Below are 21,719 nucleotides of genomic sequence, written 5' to 3'. Positions count from 1 at the left end.
AAATTACTCCAGTTGTAACTGCGCCTGCCACTTCGCCTATTCAGCCATTTATACAAACTGTGCAGCACATAACTGTACAATCTATCAAGGCTGCGGCTGTTGTCTGGCGGCCGAAGTAATTTCGGTATCCCATCAGTTTGCGTTTCAATTGCGGCATCCAAGTGTTCAGCTTGTTTGACCGCTTAGCTTTGATGTATTGGTAAAACTCACTCATGCTGGCGCGGTGCTTTTCAGCGCCTGTTCGCCGCCTGAGTCGGGGCTTACCCTTCGCATCTTTTGCCCAGTAAAAGGCAAAACCGAGAAACACAAATTGCCGTTTGCGACTCGGGTGAAATCGACTGAAACGCAGCAGTGAGGTTTTCTCTTCTGCCACTTCTAAGTTGAACCTCTTGAGTCGTTTTGGCAGTACCTCATAAAATCGCTCTGCATCGTTGGCGTATTGAAACGCACACACAAAATCATCAGCGTACCGGATGAGCATCGCGCGGCCACGCATTCTGGGTTTTACTTTCTTTTCAAACCATAAGTCGAGTGCGTAGTGCAAATAGATGTTCGCCAGTACCGGGCTAATGATCCCCCCTTGCGGCGTACCGCTTTTCGGGTGTTCAAACACCCCTTCGGGTGATTTTATGCGGGCTTTGAGCCATTGGCTGATTAAACTCAGCATGGCTTTATCATCAATGCGTTGTTTGAGCATCTTCATCAGCCAGTTGTGGTCAAGGTTATTGAAGAAGCCTTTAATATCAGCCTCTACTATGTAACCGTATCCTTTAAACTGAAGATTCAACGCTAAACTGTGCACCGCCTGATGGGCGCTTTTATTTGGTCGGTAGCCATAGCTATTGGGCAAAAAGTCCGCTTCCCAGATACTTTGTAATATCTGGCTCACGCCTTGTTGCACCAACTTATCGTCCACCGTGGGCAAGCCCAGCGGTCGTTGTTTGCCATTGCTTTTGGGAATAAAGACACGTTTGATGTCATTGGCTCGAAAGCGCTTATGCTTAAGGGCATCGCTCAGTCGAGTAATGTTGCCAACAAGTTGCTGCTGATAGACAGGCATGGTGATGCCATCAATACCGGCCGCCGCTTGTTTGTTGAGCTGCCCCCAACTTTGGTACAAGTAATCTTCCCTTAGCAATCCGTATAAGTTCTGAAGCCTGTGTTTGGGGTGGCGCTGTGATTTAAATGTGATCGCGTTTAGTTCGGTTATCATAGTGAGTCCAGCCCTACATTGTCCGGCCTATGTGTCTGCTAAACACGGGATATAACTGCCAGCCCCTTCGCCATGTGATCGGCTTTCCCGTCTCAAACTACTACGAGCTGGTCTGACCGGGCGGCGCTCCGCTGCCAAAGGGTCATCGTTGGCCTTGCTTTTTGACTTAGCTTCCCTACCGCGTTCATGCGGAACACCCTTGGCTCTCTCAAGTTCCTGATGCATCTCTTTAACCATACCACGGCTTAATAACTCCGCTGACTCGCCACAACCTCACTCATTACGGTTGCTTTGCTTGGACTTCAGTGGCGTTACAAACCTCGTCAGTCAGACTGTATTTATCGGAGCGATAACAGCGCTTCAGGGACACGCATCCCCTGTGGCCTAGTTAATTCTCTGTGTACGCTTCACCTATCTTGTTCGCTGAAAAAAAATCAGCTCCGCCATAGGCGCAACACTCGATACGGGTGGTGAGTTAGACCTTACCCGACAGGGACTTGCACCCTGCAAGATGCATCAAGCTTCGCTTGACGCACTAACGCCGCTATTTGCGGCAAATTTGGAGTGGAGCGGTTTGTGCTAGCGCAGCGAAAAAGCACAAAACGAACCACGGAAAATTGTCCAGCCAGCTTGCTGGCGGTGCAACATAGCCTTGTTAGGCTATGTACACAAACCTACTCCGGCTCAATAAAGCCAGTATTTGCCTGAATTCCACAAGGACAGCACTTCTCAGGCCACCACATTACCGATATATAAGGCTTTTCTTCTCCTTTTTTTTCTATAAAGAAGGTAACCGTAGATACACCATTCGTTACTACAGGTTTCAAAACTTCATATGGGTCATAAATAGGTATACCACCTGCATGCGTTTTATCATATGCCAGTATTATTTCTGCACTTGTTAGGTCTTCCAATATCTCAGGCACAGTCACTCTATATTGATTTTTTTTAATACGCTCCAACGTTATTAGAGAGTCAAACTTCTCTCCACCACGAGGAGCTACACACGCATCGGCAGAGAAAGAAAATAAAGTGAAAATTACTACAATTATGCTTTTCATCATTTTCGCCTAACGCCTCGCTCTAGCGAATCCCCACAAAATATCTTTCGCTATCAAGTATATAGAAACGCATCTCGTTGTGTAATCTAATTAATTTCGCCAAAAACAAACCAGATTACAACGAGATGCGCGAACTTAATATCATACACCAACAGCTACAAAATCAATGCCCTTTCATTCACAAAAAGCGACTTCAATCCCTCATTGATTCCACTCAAGCATTGCTCAACGGTGACCGTCTCAACCTTACTCAACTTGGTCGCTTCATGGCCGGTAAGACATCAGCAAAGCAGGCCTAACCCACCACCAAAGAAATAGCGATCAATGACATCATCACGCCCACCAGCAGCTCGAGTACCTTCCACGCCTTAGGGCGGCTAAATACAGGCGCTAAGAGCCTTGCGCCATAGCCAAGAGAAAAGAAAAAGATAAATGATGCACACATAGCACCAAGGGCAAACTGCAGTTGCTCACCTGGATATTGCGTTGATATAGAGCCCAGTAGCACTACGGTATCTAAATAGACATGGGGGTTAAGCCAAGTAAAGGCAAGACACATCAGCACCGCCTTCCAAGCCGAGCCCTTTGTTTCTATGTTGCTACCTAGGGCATGATTGGTGGTCAGTGCCGATTTAAAACTGAGCAAGGCATAGCTAGCCAAAAATAGCGCGCCGCCATAACGGGCAATCTGTTCTATCTCAGGGAAGCGCTGAACGATAGCGCCAAATCCCGCTACACCAAAACCAATTAAAATAGCGTCAGACAAGGCGCAAACTAAACAAATGATAAACACATATTGTTTTTTTAACCCTTGCTTTAACACAAAGGCATTTTGTGAGCCAATAGCAAGAATCAAAGAAAGACCTAGGGTAAAGCCGGCAAGGTAAGTGGTCATAGTGATTCTGTTTTTAAAAGTGGAAAGGGTATTTTAGTTAAAGTCATTCAAATCAATATGGTACTTACTAATTACCTCTTGCATTTGTAGCTTTTTCTGCCCCGCTGCTACGGCCATGACCTTCGCCGTCACGTCAGAAATCTCACCCTGGGTAATGCCCGCTTGTTTAGCTTGTAGTAAATAATATCGGGTACAAGGTGCACAATTCATCGCCATTGCAGCCGCAAGGCCTACTAGCAATTCCGTCTTGGTATCGAGGTGCTCATTCTCATGGGTGGAATGATAAAAATCCTCGTAGGGCTGTTGGTGCTTTCCTAGCATGAACGACTCCGGAACTAGCTAAAAGTGATGAGTAAACCACTATAAAACAAATGGTTATTTTTTGTTAGGCCTTTTTATTCGTTGTTTTGGTAAGCGTTCAAACTCGTATAATGCCTACTGCCTGCATGATTACAGTAAGAGTCCCGCTGCATCAATTGCTTTAGGTTCAATGATTTATCTTCAAAGTCATAAGCTATGTCCTTGATGGCCATGGACTTCCATCGGGCTAACAGCGATTGATGAGCTAAATACAGGCTGGTGTATGATGTAAGTTTAATGCGCAGCAGTTGACGCTCTGCCACTGGAATAGTCGCTAGCCTTGACTCAGCCCGCGCATAAGTGAGTACCTTATGAAACGACAAGACGCTATAGCCATGGCGTTCTTGTCCTGCCGAGTCATGTAGCGTGGCTGGCGTTCGGGTCACCCCTAAGATCGGCGAAAAGAATATGCCTTTGATAAGCTCATCCGCCATCATAATGCTTTGATCCCTGCCCCAACAAAATGAAATGGCGGGCAACCTTAAGGCTTCGCCATTTAGCTTGGCAATGAGTGCTTGAGATACACGACCGCGCCTTTCAGAGTGAAAGATAACGGGGGTTTCACCCGTGAATATTTGCGCGGTATCGCCATCAATTTCGTCAGGTTGCCAAGAAAAGTCGTACTCATTGAGGTATTCAATATAATCATCCCCCTCCTTTTCACACACACCTGCACTGTAAACAGATAAGGGTAAATACTCTTTAAGAATTCCTTGCATATCTAGCATACCTGCTCCCCCTCCCCATATAATCTCGCTAATTGTTTTGCTGTTTCTGCTTTAAACGCTTCCAGCTCTTTTTGCCCTTGAGCGGTTAAATCTTCTATCTCTATCTCTCGGCGCTCGTCAAAACTGATAGCCCCACCTGCGAGCAAGGTATCAAGGTATAACTCAGCACAGATATCAGCCAGAACATATTGTCCATGAGTCGGATGTGACGCCAATATACTGATTAGTCTCAAACGTTTTTCGCGATCTTTTTCGGTCAAGATAACAGACAAAATGTGGCCCACGTACTGGCTGTAACCTTCGATATCTAAGCTGTAAACCTTTCGATCAATAAAATGTTTAGTGGCCGTATTAAACGCATCAAAAGCAATATCACCTTCAATGTATCTAACGGCAAAGCGCTCAATGGTTTCACTGCGTTGCAAGGCATCTGGCAGGGAGTCAATAATGCTAAACACCGCCTCATTCGTTACATCTGGGCCTAAGATCAGCACCCTCAACACGTACAAATGGCCAGTTTCTTTATCAAATGGCCGGTTCATTGAATCAACCACCAGCTCAAGATGATCTTGATTAAGGCGCAACACGGCAAAGTTACACGGCCAAGGCATAAATCGTGTGTCTTGGCTGGCTTTTATGGGTAAACACAGCGCTTCGGGAAGAAATTCCAGATAATCAACGAAAAGAACGTCGGCTTTATTAAAGTAACTTGCCAATACTTCTTCGTCATTTCGCTGGGCATGACGATGAATTTCTCTAAAAATATCGACATACTCGTGCGCGGTTGGAAAATCAAAACTGGGATTTAGGCGTGATACATCAGTAAAGAAACGCTGATAATAGTGAGGTCGCAATCTCAATAAGCCGCGATTGAACCTTTCCTTGTCATTCGCATTAAATTTAACGTACTGCGTGATGATTTCTGCGTAGGCTTGGCTATCATGTTGCTGAGCAAAACGTGCGTTAAAGGCAAACAAGTCTTCCTCGATCACATTGAAATTTTTCAAGCTAAGATAGAACTCTTGCGCTAAGGCCTCTGATTCAAAGCCTGCTCGTCGACCAGCGTAAAATTGCACTAAGTGATTTAGCGTTGCCTGAGGCTCGAGCGCTAATGCAAGTGAAATCACTCTTAAGCACAGCTCATTTGGCTCGGCTAAATAGCGCCAATAACAAATGGCTAAAACCAGATAAAAGTCACTCGAGGACTTAAACAATTCATAACGGGGTTGGGCTTTGCTTTCTGCTCCAGCGTCATGAACAAGCTCAAGACATTCCCCTAGCTCTAACGCCATCGCCTGAGCGGTTGTTGCACTCACATCAAATTGTGTAAACCAAAGGGTGACCCCATCGGGTAAGGTTGAGCTTGGTTTAAGGGCATCCGAGAAATCCTCTAAAATGGCACGGTGTAAATGATCATCAACTAATTGCTTCAATGCAGCGCTGTATTGGTCGAATACCTGTTCACGGCTGTCAAAGGCCAATAGTATCGCAGCCAACAGCCATTCATTGCGCTCTCCTTGCAATGCCCAACCTGTTGGATCGCACGTTTTTCTCGTCTCTCTTCTCAAGCGCGCTATTTTCTTGATAATACTGTGATCAAGCCAAGACACATACTCCAAACCATCCAATATTTTCCTGAGGGTTTGGGCTTGGCTACAGCTTAATTCATCCGTTACCGACTCTGTAATGGCATACCTTTGCTGATACTCAGTTTCAGTAAGAAATGCCGTGTCCTCATCTTCAACTAACTGTTCAAACAAGTCGTCATTAAAAGGCGTTTGGTCAAACAGGTGATAAAAAATATCCAATATCCGTAAGTAACAATCCCGCTTTTGCTGTACAAACTCATCAACGGCTAATAACTCATTCGCTAACGGCATCAAGATGCGGTCTAGATCATCAAAGATATCAGCTTGCTCTGGAAACCCTGACCTACATATTTTATCGCAAATGTCTTCAAAAAAATCAGGCGCGAAACGTTTGGCATGCAGACTAACTAAAACATGATCTAAATCCAGTAATATATCTTGTTCTCGGATCGTGTTTCCATGCTCGCCGGTTAACACATATTGCCAAAGCAGTTCACCTGCGGGTAAATGAACAATAAAGGGGGCAAGGCGAATTAACTCTTCGTTAAGGGGAAACGCTAACACGCTTTCTGCATAGTTTAGATAGCCTTCTTGGTGGGCACTTTTATTGCCCTTCTCATTTGTTGAAAACACATTCAACATACGGCGTAACCAGCTAGGTTTTCTGGTTGATTCCAAAGGCAGGTTAGCTTCATCTTGGTCAGAGGCAGCAACTTGTTTATTTGATAAATAGGGTTCAATGCCAGGCCAATTTCGCTTATCGGTAAAATCATTAATGGCTAGGCCACTTGTGTTTTGATTATCTTGTATAAGACTTTGTAATTGCTGAACATTCCATCGTAAGGTTTGCTGGGGATTGCCTATCGAGTTATGGCGAAATACGCCAATCCAGATAAGTGAGCCGCTTTCTTTCACCAACGTTAGCATCTCATTGGCCAATATTTTTACTTCGGTGTGCGCTTCATTCACTACAAGCAGCCAAGTATCCTTGGTTAGGGTGATTGGCTCAGATATGGCGATTTGCGCACGGCTCGCGCCGACATTTAGGGCTTTACGAACGCTCTGCTGAGCAGCGTTGCTCGTAATCAAAATAAAACAAGGCGAGTCGTAGCTGCCAAGCTCAGCTAATTGCTGCTGCACCTGCTCATGACTTTCGCAAATTGAGTTAAGTTGTTTATTGACCATTAGAGGAGGCCTATTAATTTAAGTTGGTACGAGTAACTATGATGCAGCTAAAGTGCTAAGCCGCTAACAACGAGCTCATCGATTCAATCATAAATCCGTTTTATAGCGCTCTTTTACCCCTGCATCGGCTTGCTCAACAAAAGCCGCATCTTTCCCTGTGTTCTCGGCTATCTCGGTGCCAAAGGATATTTTCATCGGCGCTAAATAGGTGTTAACGTCCCATATCTTGCTGCGTAAAAACGCTTTACCGCAATGAAAATAAGCACTGTCGACGGCAATTTCTAGCACCATTAAGGCTCTGTGAGTGACACCTGCAACTTCGTCGCTCGGCTCGGTATTACGAAGCCTACAACAGCCATGAACCCGTAAGGTTTCCATGGTACCCGGCCTTAGAAAAATCAGTCCCACTTTATTGTTAGTCGTCAGGATGTTTTGCATTGAGAAAGCCAAATTATTGCCACGTAGCTCAGGAAGTAACAAGGTATATTCATCACAGACTTTAACAAAACCGGCTTCATCGCCTTTAGGTGAAATGGTCGGAAAACCCATTTCATCCACGGTAGAGAGCATCACCAAGGGCGAAGTGCTGATAAAGGCCTGCATCCGCGGGTTTAACTTATCATATATTTTCTTCGCGGCGAGTGGATTAGGCTCCCCCAGTACATCTCTTACCTGATCAAATGACGCTAACTGCATCCGAGTACTCCATGACGACTAAATTCGATTATTTCAATATTACAACTGTGAGCATTCCATAAACAATGCCATAACACAAATTAAAAACAATGAGTTACAAAATAGATAGAGTAAGTTTAAGCGCCTAAACCTTGGCTGATCCCCCTTTTATTCGCGCGTAAGTAATCCATATCGGCAAGATAAGCTAAATGATGGCCATCTTGGATATTAGCGATAAACGCCTCGTTACCGGCTTTAGCCTGTGCGAGCATAAAATCAACCAAGGCTTGGATCCTAGCTATCATGGCATCAACTAAGGTTTCACGCTGCTCAGCACTCACGCCATAGGCATCGCAAAACTGTTTTGCTCGCTCAATTTGGCTATGTAAATTCCCCATGGCATCATATTCATGAGTTTTAAAAGGAGCCCAGCAATACAGTGCATAGGCTAGATCCCAACTGCGCGGCGCTGGATGCGCGGTATCAAAATCGATTATGCCTATGGTTTGCTCACCATTGAGCACCACGTTATAGGGCGCAAAATCGCCATGGCAGATCACCTCAATAGGCTCGCGAACAGGTAGCATCCACCGCATTGTTCCTACGTTTTGCTGAGCAATAAATTCACTGGTTACATCATGGTATTCACGTAATAACCTTGCTGCACTAACAAGGGCTTGCTTTGATGCTATGTTGCCCGTTAACGGGTAATTGAACACCTCCCCTTCAAGGTAAGACAAGATTTCATTGCCCTGCTCGTCCATCCCATGCACCTTAGGCGCAGCATTAAATCCCGCATGTTCTAGGTAGCGCAATAGGCTATGGATAGTCTCTGTCCAAGGGCCTGCGGGGCGAACCACCTTATCTTGGATACGAAATATACTGCCTTCACGGCCACCATTGAGTACTTCCATCATGACTCCTAGGTTAATAGATGAGTGACGGCCTTATTCTGCCAACTGGGCTTGTTGAAAGGCCAAGGCACAGGCGCGGCAAACACAGGCCTTGCGCCGCTTTTCTGCGGGGATTTGTCCAAGCAACTCCTGCGGAAAACGGATATTGGGATCATTGCACCAACAGGATTTGGCGACGTCTTTTTCGGCTAAATTGACACACGCATTCGCTTGGCCACAAAGTGGGCACACCAAGGGGTCGGGTTTGTCTGTCAGCTGATTTGTTTGTGTAACGCTTTGTTTATCCAAAATACCGCCTTTTAATACTACTTAGAGTGGCTTACACGCGACTCGAAAATCGACATGATAATGCTCATCGTGGCGAACCCAAGAGCGTTTTTTAGAAAATTGCACATTGGCTTTTAAGTACTTCCCATAAGCGGTTTTAAACAAAGGGGGTTGCAACGTGGGATCAAAGATAACCCGCCACAGCCCATGGCCTGACTTTTTGGCTTCTTTATGTAATGCCACAATGTGAGCCGCCAGGGCATCATAGTCTATTTCAAGACCGTCGTATCTGCCCTGCTTATCAAACTCGATATTGTAACCAAATTTATTTAAGGGATGGGTGGGTAAATGAACCGATTGACCGGCCTTGTCTTTCATCGGCGTCATAAAATCAACCGACAAGCCGTTTTGGTGGGTTTTATGGGGTCTAAAGCGCCCTCCTTCAGCAAAACCCGTTTCGGCATATTTATACACCTTCTCTGGCGCCATGGTTTCAAGGCGGGCATAGCTGTTCACTACTATGTCGTAAACCGCTGAGTGCACATAGGTTCGCCCTGCCAATTGAGCAATAGTACTGTAACCTTCATAGTTAGTGCCCGAGCTCGGCAGCTTCACGCCTTGTTCTAATCGTCCGTTAGACGTCGTACCAAAACAAGTACTAGCCTGGGCCCAACTTAAGGGTGCCACCGCCAACACCCACAATAACAGCAAACTGACTTTATAAAGCATCATGATTCTTTAGTTTCCAAGGCGGATTAAGGCGATGCTCACCCGCCCAATATAATTTGATCTTATTGCCAGAGGGATCGCTCAAGGTAGCTTCTCGCCATAAATAAGGTTGCATTGTGGGCTCATGCTCAAACTCAATGCCCTTCGCTTTTAGCTCACCAACCAACTCATCCAGTTGCTGATGTTCAAAATACACTACCCCTCTACATGCTAACGCGCACTTATCAGGATCAAGATACACCGAGAAGCTGGCATCGCCATCAGGAAAAGCAAAGCGTGCATAATGCTCATCTTTGACGATAGGTACTAAGCCAAGGGCGGTATAAAACTGCACCGCCAATTTCATATCGTGAACGGCTAAAGTCACTTGGTTTAAGTTCATTCTCTCATTGCTCTCTTTATATCCATAGTTGACAATACTTTAGCACAACCCCTTCCATAGAGAACGAATGGAATTAGCATGCACTTTTTAATGGCGACAAACCAGTTTGATATCCATCTATAACAAAGTTGCTTCACGCACAGGGCAAACGCATGAGTTGTTTTTAAGCGATAGGTGGTGTTTTCTTACTCGAATATCTACTGCAAGGATGTGGTAGTTAGGTCATCATCAATTATTGATGGATGATTTCACGGCGTTTCGAATAAAAAATTCCACCTTATTCACTAATTTGATTACATTTTGCACGTTCATGGGCTCACCCTGGCTACACGCAAGCGTATTTTTGGGGACGGTAGTTATCCAACGCGAGACTTTGGTGCCATGAAAAGAGCAATAACGGCAATCACAACCGACAACAGCAATAAAGGATAGATAATCAATAGATCGAATCTGATATTGCACTCTCCACTGCACGTGATGCGCAAAAAGTTGAGCAATTCAAAAACAAAATAGCTCAACCAAAGGCTTGCAGCCAATAGGGATGTTTTTCGTTTAAATCGCCAATAAAGCAAGGCTAATATCACAGCCATCACTAGTGCCATATAAGGGAACATGGTCATTACGGCCATCCATTGGATCAGTATCATTGTCTATAGACCCCCTATTGATCCATCCATTTTGGGTAACGGGTCTGCTTTTCACTGTCTACTTGGTGTTAGCAGTCTAAGCAGTCGGCATGCCCATTGGAGCAAATGAAGTAAGTAATGGCGTTATATTCTACACTAATACCATGGCTGTAGATGACTGTTGTGATATTTCCCCATGATAATTAGCGCCTTATCGGCACAGAAAAAGATTACAACGCTAAGGGTTATCACCTATATACCCACTACCCAAAAAGAAATATCTTTTTAGTAAGCCTAAACGTTTAGAATAGGAAGCCCCATGAATTCAGTTATCATTATCGGCGAACTTGAGTCATTTCTCATCGCAATATTAGTCTTGTTTATCGGACACACTATCAACCGCAAAGTTCGAGTTCTAAAGAAGTACAATATTCCTGAGCCAATCGTGGGCGGTTTAGTTGTTGCCAGTGTGATCACCTTGCTCCATTTCAACGGCATCAGTCTTGAATTCTCTTTGTCGATGCAAAACACCTTAATGCTCATGTTTTTTAGCTCTGTGGGTTTGGCTGCCAACTATAAGCTACTTTTGCAAGGTGGCAGTAAGGTGATTTTATTTCTTGGCGTGGCATCACTGTATATTATCATCCAAAACGGTGTGGGGGTAAGCCTTGCATCTATGCTAGGGCTTGAACCTTTAATGGGTTTGGTTGCCGGTTCCATTACCTTATCAGGTGGTCATGGTACCGGTGTGGCTTGGGCGCAAACCTTTTCTCAAGATTACGGCCTAGAAACGTTAGAGTTTGCCATGGCCGCCGCCACCTTTGGGTTAGTGATAGGAGGCATTATTGGCGGTCCCGTTGCGCAGCGACTAATTAGCAAACACCAGCTTGTATCTAGCTATGGTACGGGCAGTAAACACCACAAAGATCATCCCGATCTGGTGACCTATGATCAGCTAGAAGAAGACAGGATCACCCCAAAAAGCGTGCTAGAAGTCACCTTCATCATGCTGTTATGTGTCGCAGGGGCCAAATGGGTATCCACACTCATCGATACTTATCAGTTGGGGTTACTTAAAATGCCTGATTTTGTCTATGCCCTGTTCATTGGTGTGGTGATCACAAATATAACTGAAGTATCACGTGGCTTTAAGATCAATAAACAGAGTGTTGACCTACTAGGTACAGTGGCTCTCGCCTTGTTTCTTTCTATGGCACTGATGAACCTAAAGCTTTGGGAAATTTTTGATTTAGCCCTTCCGCTACTGGTGATCCTGTTTGCCCAAGCGCTCGTGCTGGCTTTATTCGCTTTTTATGTCACTTTTAAACTCATGGGTAAAAACTATGATGCCGCCGTGATGTCAGGTGGTCATTGTGGCTTTGGTATGGGTGCCACGCCAACCGCAGTGATGAATATGGGGGCATTAGTCTCGCGTACTGGGCCTTCTCCTCAAGCGTTTATGGTCGTCCCCATTGTCGGTGCATTTTTCATCGATATTGTTAACGCCATTATTCTTCAAGGATATCTGAGCTTTATGAACTAATGGCCCGATGCAAAGGGGGACGGGCATCCCTCAATAGCACTGCGGGTATGCCCTATACCTTGTTAGACCACAGATGCGGTTGACTGAATGCTATCCCACTGATTGAGGCATGGTACCAAAATAGCTCCGGGTTCCGCTTCCTTGTTAGGCATACGAGGTTTTCGGAATGCTTTCACTTACCTTGTTAACACTCCACTTAATTCTATCCGACCGTACTTAAAATAAGCCCCCATAGCGCATACATTAGTGTGAAGCAGCGATGTCTGCCGTCGTCCTCCCCCCCCCCAGCTCCTCATTCCACCACCACTTGTTACTCAGATGTTACCCATTTAACCCTTGCGCTTCACATTTCCCATACTTTTAACTGATTCGTTACACATTTTGGTTCTTAAAAACACTCCAACTATTTCGCTATTTTATACAGTTAAAGAATAGCAAAACCCACCCAATCAACTGATTTTATTGACGATTTTCGTCAACCCTAGAATAGAGCGTTATTTTGGTTTTTTTCACTAAAAAAGGAGCCAATAACACTAACCAGTAAACAACTAACCAATAGGTAGCCACAGAAAAACAGCCCAAACACTATTATCTTTTCTATCAAAAAGAACGAGAGAGGCTCCCCTTTTTCATTGAAAAAAATAATTTAAACTATTGTTTTCAAAGGGTTTTATTTACTGTTATGTTTTTAGTCGCAGATTTATTAAACAACAGGAGACGTTATGATCTTGCAAACGGTAACAAGCCTTTTAGAAGAAGTATTAGGTATAGAAAAAACTGAAATTACACCACAAGCGAACTTAGTGGATGACCTAGCAGCAGAGTCCATCGACTTTGTTGATATTGTTTACGCCCTTGAGCAGACCTATCAATTAACCATAGCACCTGGTGATATCTTTCCCGCGTTTTTACAACAAGGCAGCTTTGTTGACGACACGGGTGAGATCAGCGCGGCAACTAAGGCGCGCTTTGACAGCGATTACCCTCACCTAGATAGCGCCCTATTAGATGAGTTTTATCGCGACAAAGATCCCAGCATCTTCTTTCGCGTCAGTGTGTTAGTTGATTTTGTTACCACTAAGACTAACGCCCACGCAGCAAACGAAGCCGTGCCAGCTTAAGGAGAGCCCCATGAAACGCACAGATGCTGTCGTCACAGGGCTTGGCTGCGCGAGCAGCTTAGGCAACCAAGTAGGGAGTCTTTGGCAAAACTTGCTAGCAGGCAAGCTAGGCTATCAGACCATGCCGTCGGCCTTGGCTGAATGTTGCCCTGATGTGCATCTGTTAGCCCAAGTTGAACGCGACACCTTGTTAGCGCCCAATCCAACTTGGCCAGTGCCCGCTAAACAGCTTCGTCAAATGACGCACGTGAGTAAGATGTTATGCCACAGTGCGATAGCGGCCATTGAGCAATCAGGTCTGTTACCCGAGCAACTAGCCAATAACCCTAAGGTCGGTTTGTTATTTGGCTGCGGCGTTGATTTATGCGAGCGCCATACATCGCAAGCCATTAACGCACGCAATCCAAATTGGCTACTTGATGCTTACCCCAATATGCATCTGGCCCATTTAGCCAAAATACTTAATTGCACCGGCTTTAATAGCACCTTAGTTAACGCTTGTACCAGTGCCAGTCAGGCCATCGGCCAAGCCATGCAAATGATTAATGCAGGTTTGCTTGATGTTGCCGTCGTTGGCGGCTGCGATAGCCGCATTTCACCGGCATTTTTGTCTGGTTTTGCGCGCTTGAATATGCTCAGTCAACACCAAGACCCTAACTTGGCCATGCGCCCTTTTGATGAGCATCGCAGTGGATTTGTGTTGGCAGAAGGCGCTGGCGTATTAGTGTTAGAAAGCCGTGCCCATGCCAACAAACGCAGTGCCAAGGTATTAGGCAGCGTTGTAGGCTTTGGTTGTAGTCAAGATGCTTATCGCCTTACCGAGCCCTGCCCGAAGGGAAAGGCAAAGGCGATGCAACAAGCCTTGCAAAGAGCAAATTTAGCGAGCTCGCAAATTGGTTACATCAATAGCCATGGTACAGCAACGCAGCAAAACGATGCCACCGAAGCCATTGCAATCGAGCAAACCTTTGGCCATCACGCTGGGCCATTACCTTGGGTAAATTCAAGTAAAGGCCTGCTAGGCCACAGTTTAGCCGCCAGTGGTGCCATCGAGGCCATCATCTGTGTGCAAACCCTATGTAAACAAATGATCCACCCTAACCGCCCCCTAACCCAAAGTGACGCTGAGCCAAGCTTACGCTTCGTCACAAACGCGCCGCAACCGGCCGAGCTTGATTATTGTATGTCCAACTCAAGCGCCTTAGGGGGCACTAACACCAGTTTAATTTTTCAGCGAGAGCCAGTATGACAACAAACGCCGTTTATATATCCGGTTTTGGTGCGTTAACCGCATTAGGCTCGCAGTTAACGCAGCATGCCCAGCTTCATCAACAGGGGATTTCCGGTGTATCACCTCACCCCCAATTGCCTTGGCGACAAGGACTCGTCACTGAGCCCAACCTTAAGCAGTGGATCCCAGATAAAAAAGCGTGTCGTATGCTAACCCGACAAGGCTTATTAGGCATCGCCAGTGCCACCTTGGCCATCGAACATGCAGGTTTAACCGCCGCCGATTTTAGCCAAGATGACCATCAAACCGGGGTGATCTTCGGCGCTTTTTATAGTCAAGGCGTGTGTAATGCCGCGCAGCCTTATTTGAATTGCTATCGTGATGGATCACTAGATTATCACGCCTTTGGTGAGCAGCATTATCGTGACTTTCCGCCATTGTGGATCTTACCCCGTTTACCCAATACCACGGGCGGGCAAATCTCGATTCAATATGGCCTGCGCGGGTTAAGTTACAGCGTGGTCAATGGCTTTAGTGGCGGCATGATAGCCGTGGGCGAAGCCTATAGCGCCATTAAGCAAGGGCGCGGCTATCGCTATGTGGCTGGCGCCAGTGAAATGGATCCCACGTTAGAGCAGCTTTTTGCCCTTGACTACAATGGTCTGTTGGCAAACGAACAATCCAATAATGCCGGATTAGAGATAGGTGAAGCCGGGGTCAGTTTTATTGTTGAGGCAAGTAACCAAACTCTATCTCGCACTAGCAATAGCCATCAGCCGCTGATTGAAATTTTGGCGTATCACAATAGCTATATTCCCAATGTACTTAGCCTAAATCCGAGGGTTAGGCAGCAGATGATCCAAGCCCATCTGCAGGCTTGTTTAAGTAAAGCCGGCGTATCGGCCAGTGATCTTAGCGCTGCGCAGCTAACGCTTGCCGGCATTAAAGCATTAGACCAGAGTGAAGTGGCCGCTGCCCTCAACACCTTAGGTGAAAGGGCCTTGCTGCTTTCGGCAACGGATTATTGCGGTTTTACCTTAGGCGCCAGCGCAGCGACTAATCTTTTCTATGCTTGTTTACAGCTTAGTCAAGGCTATTGGGCACCCGTACTTAATATCAAGGACAAACCCCAAAGCCAACAAGCAAACTACAACCAGCAAGGCCTAAGCCATCAAGGTGAGCAAATTCTTCTTTGTCACCACCAAGATCATCAAGGCAATCAAGTGTCACTGTTACTAAAAAGTACCTTTCATAACAACACGCCTGCCACAGGAGTCACGCCATGAATTCAAATTTAAACCGCTCACATCATCGCGTGGTGATCACAGGCGTTGGCGCCATCAGTGCCTTTGGTGCTGGCGCTGAGCAGCTGTGGCAAAACCTTTTACAAGGCAACAATGGTTTATCGGCCATCACCCATTTACCCATCTCGGGTGAGATTGTTGCAATTGCAGGGGCTATGCCGGATGTAAACGAAAACATAACCGATGATGCCAAACTAAAGGAGATGCAAACCTTAGACCCTTCCATCCCTAAGTTTTTCCTCGCTGTTGCCGAAGCCATCTCACAAGCGGGGTTAGATATTGGCAATATCGACCAACAACGACTGGCTTGCATGGTGGCCGACCGGCCCTTTTCGCCCACCAGCATCATGGAGCATTACTTGCCAAGTCTGATTGAGGCAGCCCCAAGTAAGCAATTAGGAGATTTAGATATAGGACGCTATTGGCAGGCGCTGCAAAGCAATACGGCGCTGCGTCAATACTATCAAGCTCCCGAGCAAGAAAGCTTAAATCACTTTATTGCCCGCTATTACCAGCTCAGTGGCCCTTGTTTGAGCATAGGCACCGCCTGTGCGTCAGGCAATAACGCCATCGGGGAAGCCTTTTTAAAGATCCAACAAGGCGAGTTGGATTGCGCTATCGTCGGTGGCGCCTACGATTTTGATGTTAATTCCATGGTTGGCTTTACTCGCATTGGCGCCCTAACCACTCACAAGGATGCTGACAGTGCATGTCGGCCATTTGATTTAAACCGCAGTGGCTTTGTGATGGGCAGTGGCTGTGGCATCTTAGTGCTGGAATCTCTAGCTCACGCGAAGGCTCGCGGCACCACTATCTTGGCCGAAGTCAGCGGTTATGCCTCTTTTTCCGATGGTTATCGCGCCACCGACCCAGATCCTTCCGGCATGGGCGCAAGGCGCACCCTTCAAGGTGCGCTTGATTGCGCAGGGCTAAAGCCAGAGCACATTGGTTATATCAATGCCCATGGCACCTCAACCAAGATGAACGATCGCACCGAAACCAATGCCATCAAGGCGGTGTTTGGCGAGCATGCTTATCGCGTGCCCATTTCATCAACCAAATCCATGATAGGTCACGGCATTATGGCGGCGGGCGCGCTCGAAGCCATCGCCTGTATCTACGCGATGCGCGATAACATGATCCACGGCACCCGCAATTACCACACCCCCGATCCCGAGCTAGATCTAGATTACGTGCCCGAGACCAAACGTGAACTGCACTTTGATCATGCTCTGTCCAACAACTTTGGTTTTGGCGGCCAAAATGCCAGCGTGATCTTCTCTCGCTTTAAGGCTAAAGGGGAAGTGTATGAATAAGTTAAAACCCGTCGCCCCTGATCAGCTGCCTCGCACCTTAGCAAGTTATGGCCAGCTAGATTACACCTTAACGAAGGATGTTATTTGCGCCAAGCTGCAAATCAACATCAGCGAGCATCGCTACTTATTGTCCCATCTCATCAATGAAAAAGTCGTCATTCCTTCGGTATTTATGCTTGAGCTAGCCCATGGCGTTTTAGCGAAAACCAACAGCAAGTTGGCTGAGCGGCTGCTTAGCCAACCCCAGCTGCAATGGCGCCAAATCAGCGCAACGCGCTTGGCCTATTTAACGGGTGGCGAACAACAAACCTTGTATTTTGATTGGCAGCCATGCCAGCAGCAGGGCGATTATCAGCTAACGGTCAGTTACGACAAGTTAAATCAACAAGGTCAATGTGTCCGCCCTAAACTGACCGTGTTAACCGCCACCTTAGTTGGTGATGCGAAAAATACAACGCCCAACCTAGTGAACGCCATGCCCAGTGGCGAGCTGATTGAGCGAGCCTTGATTGATGACTTTAAGGCGCAGTCACCGGCAACCTTAGGGATTTTATTTAACAATTTAACCTTTAAATACTTACGTTGCCCTAAAACCCAAGCGTTATGGTGTTATTCCGATCTGCGCAACAGTCGCCAATATTGTTTACAAACCGAGATTGAGCCTGATTTTATCACACCTGTGCTCGCAGCCATGTCAGCGGTGCAGCATCTGCCTTTTTATGGCTATTTAGACAAGGCCATCGCGCTGCCTAGCCATATCGGTGGCCTCACCTTTTATGGCGACAGGCAAAACTCGCTAAACCACCAAGGCAAGCTGGTCTGTCAGATCGCGCCCGCTAAGACGTCACCCCTCACCAACCAAGGGCTGTGTGTTGATGTATTGGTCTGTCGTGAAGCGGATTTAACACCCATCTTGCAATTTGAACATTACCATTTGCAACCCCAACTACACTGAGGTAACGCTATGAATTATTGGTATTTTGAACCGTTTTTATCGAATCTGTCTCGCCTTGGTGATGACATGAGTTGCCAATGGCAATTAAGCCCAGAGCAGCAATACTATTTGCGCGACCATATCTTTTCTGGCCAATGTTTGGTGCCGGCTGCTATCAGCGCCGAGCTAATGAGCCAAGTGGCGATCATGGCATTAGCCCTTAAACCAACCGACGCCATAGGGGTTGAACTTGTGGATTTTAACATCCGCCGCCCCTTGGCCTTTGATCCCAGTGCAGATCTCACCGTGTTTGCTGATGCCAAGCTTGTCGCGCCGTTGGCGAAGACCGATCTCTTAGGGGATAATTCGCACGAGCTAAAGGTTGAGCTTAAGCGAAACTACTATGATGACAAGGGTAAATGCTTGCGCCAAGGCGTGCTGGTGGCAAGTGCGCGGGTGAAGGTAAGCCTAACCCAAGTTAAAGCCAAGCCTAGCCACGGCCCTGACTGTTCGCCAAACTGGGATCATTATCACTTTAGCCAAGCAGAATATTATCAACTATTTAACCCAACCCATGGCCGCTTGTTTCAAAGTTTAACCGGCCGCTTTGCCCTCGCCCCTGACAACCTGAGCTTGATCAGTGAGTTTAATTTACAAACCACGGAGGCTGACTATGCCGACGCTTTACCTAGTGAAGAATTTGCGTTTGCCTTAGGGCCGCTGGCACTTGATAGCGTGCTACAGGCCTGTGTGCTGTGCTGCGTGCAAATTGAAAGTCAGTCCAGCGAGCACTTTTTTAGTAAATTGCCCGTGGGCTTAAGCCAAGTGCAGCGCTATCAGCCGTGGCGAAAAAATGAAAACTATCGCACCTTAGTGCAAAGCCTATCCGTTGATGACACCACCCAAACCCTGCGCGCTTGGGTGTTAGATGAAACGCAGCAGCTGGTGGCCTATATCGACAAGATAAAGCTACATCGCGCCCCCAATGAGCAGCGTGTGGCCTGTCATGTCCATGATCACTACCGCCACCATAGATGTGAACAAGCGCCTTTTGCCAAGGTGTTGGAGGCACTATGCTAGTGAAAACCAAACCGAGCAAGCTGCAGCTTTTAGTTAATACCCTAAAAAGCAAAATTCAAAACAAATTTAAACAGCAAGGGCGCGGCATTAAATACCCCTTGTTACATTATGAAGTTGCGGGCAGCCAAGAGCAGATAAATTGCGCCGACTATCCGCTACTGAACATGGCAGAAGTGCACTGGGGCAATAAGGGCCTGTGTCGCTTTAACCTGAACGTTAATGAGCAAACCTGTCCTTATTTACGCCAACACCGCTTTCCCCTTGGTGATCTAATGCCCGCCACGGCTATCTTAGAATATTTTGTCGAAGCCGCCACTTGGCTCCAACATCGCGGGCAAGGCACCTTGTATTGGAGCCCACTGCAAGTTTATGGCCTTAAGCTTGACCGAATTTTACCCTTGCCTGCGGGCAATGAGTCAGTCCAACTTGAAATCGAAGTCCTGAGCCGTTTACTTGGCCCCAAGGGGCATGAAATTCAGTTGCAGCTGCTCACCCCGCGCTACAACAAGCAAGGTGTATCTCTGGGCATGAAACGCCACGCCAGTGTCACCATTGCCTTTGACCCCTTACTCACCGCCAATAAAGGCGCGCCGCTGTTATTTGGCGAGGTGACCCACTACCAAGCCAATCCCGCTGAGCTTTATAGCAAGGTGTTCACCACCCACGGGCCTTTGCTGCAAAGCCTAACGGGTGACATGGCCATTAATCACACACGCCAGCAAATTTTGGCGCAATATGATTGCCAACAAAAAGAGCGAGCTTGGCTTGAGCCAGCGGGCCATCGCTTTTTACTGTCTCCCTTGGGGCTAGATTCATGCCTACAATTGCTGTGCTTTTTAGCCATATTACAAGACGGTCAGCCCCGCTTACCCGTCGCCATCGATAAACTCCTACTCTATCGCCTCCATCCAGAGCAAGGCCGCTGCCGCGCGTTGATTGAGCTCACCAAACAAGGCCATGGCCAAACCTGTGCCCGCATCAGTGTGTTTAATAGCTGCAATGAGCGCATTTTGGATATAGAGCAGGCCATCGCCCAAAGCCAAAGCGGCAATGACTTTGACCTCGCGTTATTTAATCTATGGTTACGCCAGTGTGAGATAACCAAGGAGACCTTATATGAGATTTGATCCAGCCGTTGATCACGGCCAAGACTCAGGTAAACGGATAAACCTAGGGTTAGACTATAAACTAAAGGGCAACCTAGACTCCCCCCATTTGTTGGTGTTTTTTAACGGGCTATTTCACGGTGAGTCGTCTTGGGTTAAGCAGCAGCGCTGTCGTAAATTGAGTCAGATGCGGATGCTGTTTATTGATTATCCCGGCTGTGGCAACGCTGCCCTTGCGCCACACATCAATCATTTTGACTTTGATGATATTGCCTTTGCGATATTGGCGCTGATTGAGCAAGTCCAACAGCAAGGGGCAACTCAGACCACACACTTTATCGGCTATTCCCTTGGCGGCATGGTGGCCAATCGTTTGTGCGAATTGATGGCGCAACCGCCCCATTCGTTAACTTTTATCAATAGTGCGCCCAGCATAGGCGAAAAGGCCCATTACTTGATTGACAATGTGCTGCTGATGTTAAGGGCCAAACTGGCGCCCGAGCTGCTCTTTAGCCAGATCTATCCTTGGTTTTTTAGCGACTTATACCTTCAAAAAATCAAGGGCATGAAAGCGTATGTGTTAAATAGCTATGTCGAATACAACCAAGATCTAGCAGGCCTTGGCCAGTTTCTACAAGCTTGCTTAAACCAAGATCATACACCCAAGCTAAGCCCTATTCCGAGCATGATGCTCAGCTGCGACGGCGACCCATTATTTCCTCCCGAGGTGCTAACGCCTTGGCTTGAACAATCACCTTGCCTTGAACATCACGCCCTTCGCCTTAGCTCACATGTGGCCAACTTAGAAGCGCCAAATCAGGTCAACACTTGGCTAGCGGAATTTATTCAGCGCCATAGCCAGCAACAACCCCCTCAACATGCCACCAGCCAATTTAACAATAAGGAATGTCAACATGGGTGATCCTATTTCTAATCAGCCGATAATCCCTCAACAAGCGCTAGATGCGCCCTGCGAGCTTATGGTGTTTCAAGCCGCTCATTTCCTTGGTCAGTTAAGTTTTAACGATACGCTATTTCATGCAGATGAGCAGCAAGCCAAGCTGGCGCAGTTAACCCAGCTGTGCCAAACGCCTAAGCTGCAACTGGTGATGATTATTGATGCGAGGCAAGCATGCCAAGGGTTACTGGATCTGCAATTTGCATTAATGCAGCACGTCTATCGCCCCTTGATGCGCAATAAGGGCGCTCAAGTCTGGGTTATTTGGCAACACAGCAACGAAGTCATTTGGCGCGAGGGCGCCTTGGCCCTTTGTCAAATCATGGCGCTGGAATTAGCACCCAAGCAAGTGGCAATTAACTTTTTGCATCAAAGCCAAGGCGTGAGTACGCAGCAGCTCACGCCGTTATTGACTTGGTCCAGTGGCCATTATTGCACGGCGCAAGCATTAGCCTTATCGCCCATCAACGCAGCAGAGCTTTGATAAATTAAGGAGCAAAGA

Annotated in this window: 21 protein-coding genes; 10 read left to right on the top strand and 11 right to left on the bottom strand. The window is 46.9% G+C overall.

Annotated features, from left to right (window positions below):
- Positions 1 to 40 precede the first annotated feature (40 nt).
- From ltrA to K6Y21_RS02605, 11 genes are all read right to left on the bottom strand, one after another.
- Positions 41 to 1,213, bottom strand: a complete 1,173-nt coding sequence (gene ltrA / locus K6Y21_RS02660) for a group II intron reverse transcriptase/maturase (RefSeq protein ID WP_233070135.1) — start codon at positions 1,211 to 1,213, stop codon at positions 41 to 43.
- 674 nt (positions 1,214 to 1,887) lie between these two features.
- A complete protein-coding gene (locus tag K6Y21_RS02655; RefSeq protein ID WP_233070134.1) occupies positions 1,888 to 2,274 on the bottom strand; it encodes a hypothetical protein in 387 nt (128 codons plus the stop codon).
- A gap of 295 nt (positions 2,275 to 2,569) precedes the next feature.
- Entirely contained in the window at positions 2,570 to 3,169 is a 600-nt protein-coding gene (locus K6Y21_RS02645; RefSeq protein WP_233070133.1) for a LysE/ArgO family amino acid transporter, read from the bottom strand.
- 33 nt (positions 3,170 to 3,202) lie between these two features.
- Complete coding sequence (locus tag K6Y21_RS02640) at positions 3,203 to 3,490, bottom strand: carboxymuconolactone decarboxylase family protein (protein WP_233070132.1); 288 nt, start codon at positions 3,488 to 3,490, stop codon at positions 3,203 to 3,205.
- A gap of 74 nt (positions 3,491 to 3,564) precedes the next feature.
- Positions 3,565 to 4,257: a hypothetical protein gene (locus K6Y21_RS02635; protein ID WP_233070131.1), complete on the bottom strand. Its 693-nt coding sequence runs from the start codon at positions 4,255 to 4,257 to the stop codon at positions 3,565 to 3,567.
- Positions 4,251 to 7,031, bottom strand: a complete 2,781-nt coding sequence (locus K6Y21_RS02630) for a hypothetical protein (RefSeq protein ID WP_233070130.1) — start codon at positions 7,029 to 7,031, stop codon at positions 4,251 to 4,253. Before K6Y21_RS02630 ends, K6Y21_RS02635 begins: the two co-directional genes overlap by 7 nt.
- Positions 7,032 to 7,118: 87 nt before the next feature.
- Positions 7,119 to 7,727, bottom strand: coding sequence for an MSMEG_1061 family FMN-dependent PPOX-type flavoprotein (locus K6Y21_RS02625; protein ID WP_233070129.1), 609 nt, complete (start codon positions 7,725 to 7,727; stop codon positions 7,119 to 7,121).
- A gap of 116 nt (positions 7,728 to 7,843) precedes the next feature.
- Positions 7,844 to 8,620 (bottom strand): aminoglycoside phosphotransferase family protein, encoded by a 777-nt coding sequence (locus K6Y21_RS02620; RefSeq protein ID WP_233070128.1) that lies wholly within the window; start codon positions 8,618 to 8,620, stop codon positions 7,844 to 7,846.
- A gap of 33 nt (positions 8,621 to 8,653) precedes the next feature.
- Positions 8,654 to 8,908, bottom strand: coding sequence for a cysteine-rich CWC family protein (locus K6Y21_RS02615; RefSeq protein ID WP_233070127.1), 255 nt, complete (start codon positions 8,906 to 8,908; stop codon positions 8,654 to 8,656).
- Between the two features lie 21 nt (positions 8,909 to 8,929).
- The gene (locus K6Y21_RS02610; protein WP_349629454.1) at positions 8,930 to 9,619 is read right to left on the bottom strand and encodes a penicillin-insensitive murein endopeptidase; all 690 of its coding nucleotides are present in this window, start codon (positions 9,617 to 9,619) and stop codon (positions 8,930 to 8,932) included.
- On the bottom strand, positions 9,606 to 9,998 hold the full coding sequence (locus K6Y21_RS02605) for a VOC family protein (RefSeq protein WP_233070126.1): 393 nt from the start codon (positions 9,996 to 9,998) through the stop codon (positions 9,606 to 9,608). Before K6Y21_RS02605 ends, K6Y21_RS02610 begins: the two co-directional genes overlap by 14 nt.
- A 945-nt stretch (positions 9,999 to 10,943) precedes the next feature.
- On the opposite strand from K6Y21_RS02605, the gene gltS reads away from it, so the two are divergent.
- From gltS to K6Y21_RS02555, 10 genes are all read left to right on the top strand, one after another.
- Entirely contained in the window at positions 10,944 to 12,167 is a 1,224-nt protein-coding gene (gltS, locus tag K6Y21_RS02600) for a sodium/glutamate symporter (protein WP_233070125.1), read from the top strand.
- A gap of 722 nt (positions 12,168 to 12,889) precedes the next feature.
- Positions 12,890 to 13,288 (top strand): acyl carrier protein, encoded by a 399-nt coding sequence (locus K6Y21_RS02595; protein ID WP_233070124.1) that lies wholly within the window; start codon positions 12,890 to 12,892, stop codon positions 13,286 to 13,288.
- A gap of 10 nt (positions 13,289 to 13,298) precedes the next feature.
- Positions 13,299 to 14,537 carry a beta-ketoacyl-[acyl-carrier-protein] synthase family protein gene (locus tag K6Y21_RS02590; RefSeq protein ID WP_233070123.1) on the top strand — a complete coding sequence of 413 codons (1,239 nt, stop codon included), beginning with the start codon at positions 13,299 to 13,301 and terminating at the stop codon, positions 14,535 to 14,537.
- Positions 14,534 to 15,805: a beta-ketoacyl synthase N-terminal-like domain-containing protein gene (locus K6Y21_RS02585; RefSeq protein WP_233070122.1), complete on the top strand. Its 1,272-nt coding sequence runs from the start codon at positions 14,534 to 14,536 to the stop codon at positions 15,803 to 15,805. Before K6Y21_RS02590 ends, K6Y21_RS02585 begins: the two co-directional genes overlap by 4 nt.
- Entirely contained in the window at positions 15,802 to 17,139 is a 1,338-nt protein-coding gene (locus K6Y21_RS02580; RefSeq protein ID WP_233070121.1) for a beta-ketoacyl-[acyl-carrier-protein] synthase family protein, read from the top strand. The genes K6Y21_RS02585 and K6Y21_RS02580 overlap by 4 nt, the downstream gene beginning before the upstream one ends.
- Positions 17,132 to 18,094, top strand: coding sequence for a hypothetical protein (locus K6Y21_RS02575; RefSeq protein ID WP_233070120.1), 963 nt, complete (start codon positions 17,132 to 17,134; stop codon positions 18,092 to 18,094). The genes K6Y21_RS02580 and K6Y21_RS02575 overlap by 8 nt, the downstream gene beginning before the upstream one ends.
- Before the next feature lie 9 nt (positions 18,095 to 18,103).
- Entirely contained in the window at positions 18,104 to 19,153 is a 1,050-nt protein-coding gene (locus K6Y21_RS02570; RefSeq protein ID WP_233070119.1) for a polyketide synthase dehydratase domain-containing protein, read from the top strand.
- Positions 19,147 to 20,280: a polyketide synthase dehydratase domain-containing protein gene (locus K6Y21_RS02565; protein ID WP_233070118.1), complete on the top strand. Its 1,134-nt coding sequence runs from the start codon at positions 19,147 to 19,149 to the stop codon at positions 20,278 to 20,280. The genes K6Y21_RS02570 and K6Y21_RS02565 overlap by 7 nt, the downstream gene beginning before the upstream one ends.
- Entirely contained in the window at positions 20,270 to 21,181 is a 912-nt protein-coding gene (locus K6Y21_RS02560; protein ID WP_233070117.1) for an alpha/beta fold hydrolase, read from the top strand. The genes K6Y21_RS02565 and K6Y21_RS02560 overlap by 11 nt, the downstream gene beginning before the upstream one ends.
- Entirely contained in the window at positions 21,174 to 21,701 is a 528-nt protein-coding gene (locus K6Y21_RS02555) for a hypothetical protein (RefSeq protein WP_233070116.1), read from the top strand. The genes K6Y21_RS02560 and K6Y21_RS02555 overlap by 8 nt, the downstream gene beginning before the upstream one ends.
- The last annotated feature ends 18 nt before the right edge of the window (positions 21,702 to 21,719 follow it).

Source organism: Motilimonas eburnea (assembly GCF_021295345.1).
Taxonomy (GTDB): domain Bacteria; phylum Pseudomonadota; class Gammaproteobacteria; order Enterobacterales; family CBDFNC01; genus Motilimonas; species Motilimonas eburnea.
This window is presented reverse-complemented; position numbering and strand designations above follow the sequence as displayed.

What these genes read in the sequence shown, in the direction of transcription:
- K6Y21_RS02565 (WP_233070118.1), top strand. Translation starts at nt 19,147, where the DNA reads ATGCTAGTGAAAACCAAACCGAGCAAGCTGCAGCTTTTAGTTAATACC.
- ltrA (WP_233070135.1), bottom strand. Translation starts at nt 1,213, where the DNA reads ATGATAACCGAACTAAACGCGATCACATTTAAATCACAGCGCCACCCC.
- K6Y21_RS02590 (WP_233070123.1), top strand. Translation starts at nt 13,299, where the DNA reads ATGAAACGCACAGATGCTGTCGTCACAGGGCTTGGCTGCGCGAGCAGC.
- K6Y21_RS02620 (WP_233070128.1), bottom strand. Translation starts at nt 8,620, where the DNA reads ATGGAAGTACTCAATGGTGGCCGTGAAGGCAGTATATTTCGTATCCAA.
- K6Y21_RS02555 (WP_233070116.1), top strand. Translation starts at nt 21,174, where the DNA reads ATGGGTGATCCTATTTCTAATCAGCCGATAATCCCTCAACAAGCGCTA.
- K6Y21_RS02630 (WP_233070130.1), bottom strand. Translation starts at nt 7,031, where the DNA reads ATGGTCAATAAACAACTTAACTCAATTTGCGAAAGTCATGAGCAGGTG.
- K6Y21_RS02560 (WP_233070117.1), top strand. Translation starts at nt 20,270, where the DNA reads ATGAGATTTGATCCAGCCGTTGATCACGGCCAAGACTCAGGTAAACGG.
- K6Y21_RS02625 (WP_233070129.1), bottom strand. Translation starts at nt 7,727, where the DNA reads ATGCAGTTAGCGTCATTTGATCAGGTAAGAGATGTACTGGGGGAGCCT.
- K6Y21_RS02640 (WP_233070132.1), bottom strand. Translation starts at nt 3,490, where the DNA reads ATGCTAGGAAAGCACCAACAGCCCTACGAGGATTTTTATCATTCCACC.
- K6Y21_RS02575 (WP_233070120.1), top strand. Translation starts at nt 17,132, where the DNA reads ATGAATAAGTTAAAACCCGTCGCCCCTGATCAGCTGCCTCGCACCTTA.
- K6Y21_RS02635 (WP_233070131.1), bottom strand. Translation starts at nt 4,257, where the DNA reads ATGCTAGATATGCAAGGAATTCTTAAAGAGTATTTACCCTTATCTGTT.
- K6Y21_RS02585 (WP_233070122.1), top strand. Translation starts at nt 14,534, where the DNA reads ATGACAACAAACGCCGTTTATATATCCGGTTTTGGTGCGTTAACCGCA.
- K6Y21_RS02580 (WP_233070121.1), top strand. Translation starts at nt 15,802, where the DNA reads ATGAATTCAAATTTAAACCGCTCACATCATCGCGTGGTGATCACAGGC.
- K6Y21_RS02610 (WP_349629454.1), bottom strand. Translation starts at nt 9,619, where the DNA reads ATGATGCTTTATAAAGTCAGTTTGCTGTTATTGTGGGTGTTGGCGGTG.
- K6Y21_RS02595 (WP_233070124.1), top strand. Translation starts at nt 12,890, where the DNA reads ATGATCTTGCAAACGGTAACAAGCCTTTTAGAAGAAGTATTAGGTATA.
- K6Y21_RS02570 (WP_233070119.1), top strand. Translation starts at nt 18,104, where the DNA reads ATGAATTATTGGTATTTTGAACCGTTTTTATCGAATCTGTCTCGCCTT.
- K6Y21_RS02645 (WP_233070133.1), bottom strand. Translation starts at nt 3,169, where the DNA reads ATGACCACTTACCTTGCCGGCTTTACCCTAGGTCTTTCTTTGATTCTT.
- gltS (WP_233070125.1), top strand. Translation starts at nt 10,944, where the DNA reads ATGAATTCAGTTATCATTATCGGCGAACTTGAGTCATTTCTCATCGCA.
- K6Y21_RS02605 (WP_233070126.1), bottom strand. Translation starts at nt 9,998, where the DNA reads ATGAACTTAAACCAAGTGACTTTAGCCGTTCACGATATGAAATTGGCG.
- K6Y21_RS02655 (WP_233070134.1), bottom strand. Translation starts at nt 2,274, where the DNA reads ATGAAAAGCATAATTGTAGTAATTTTCACTTTATTTTCTTTCTCTGCC.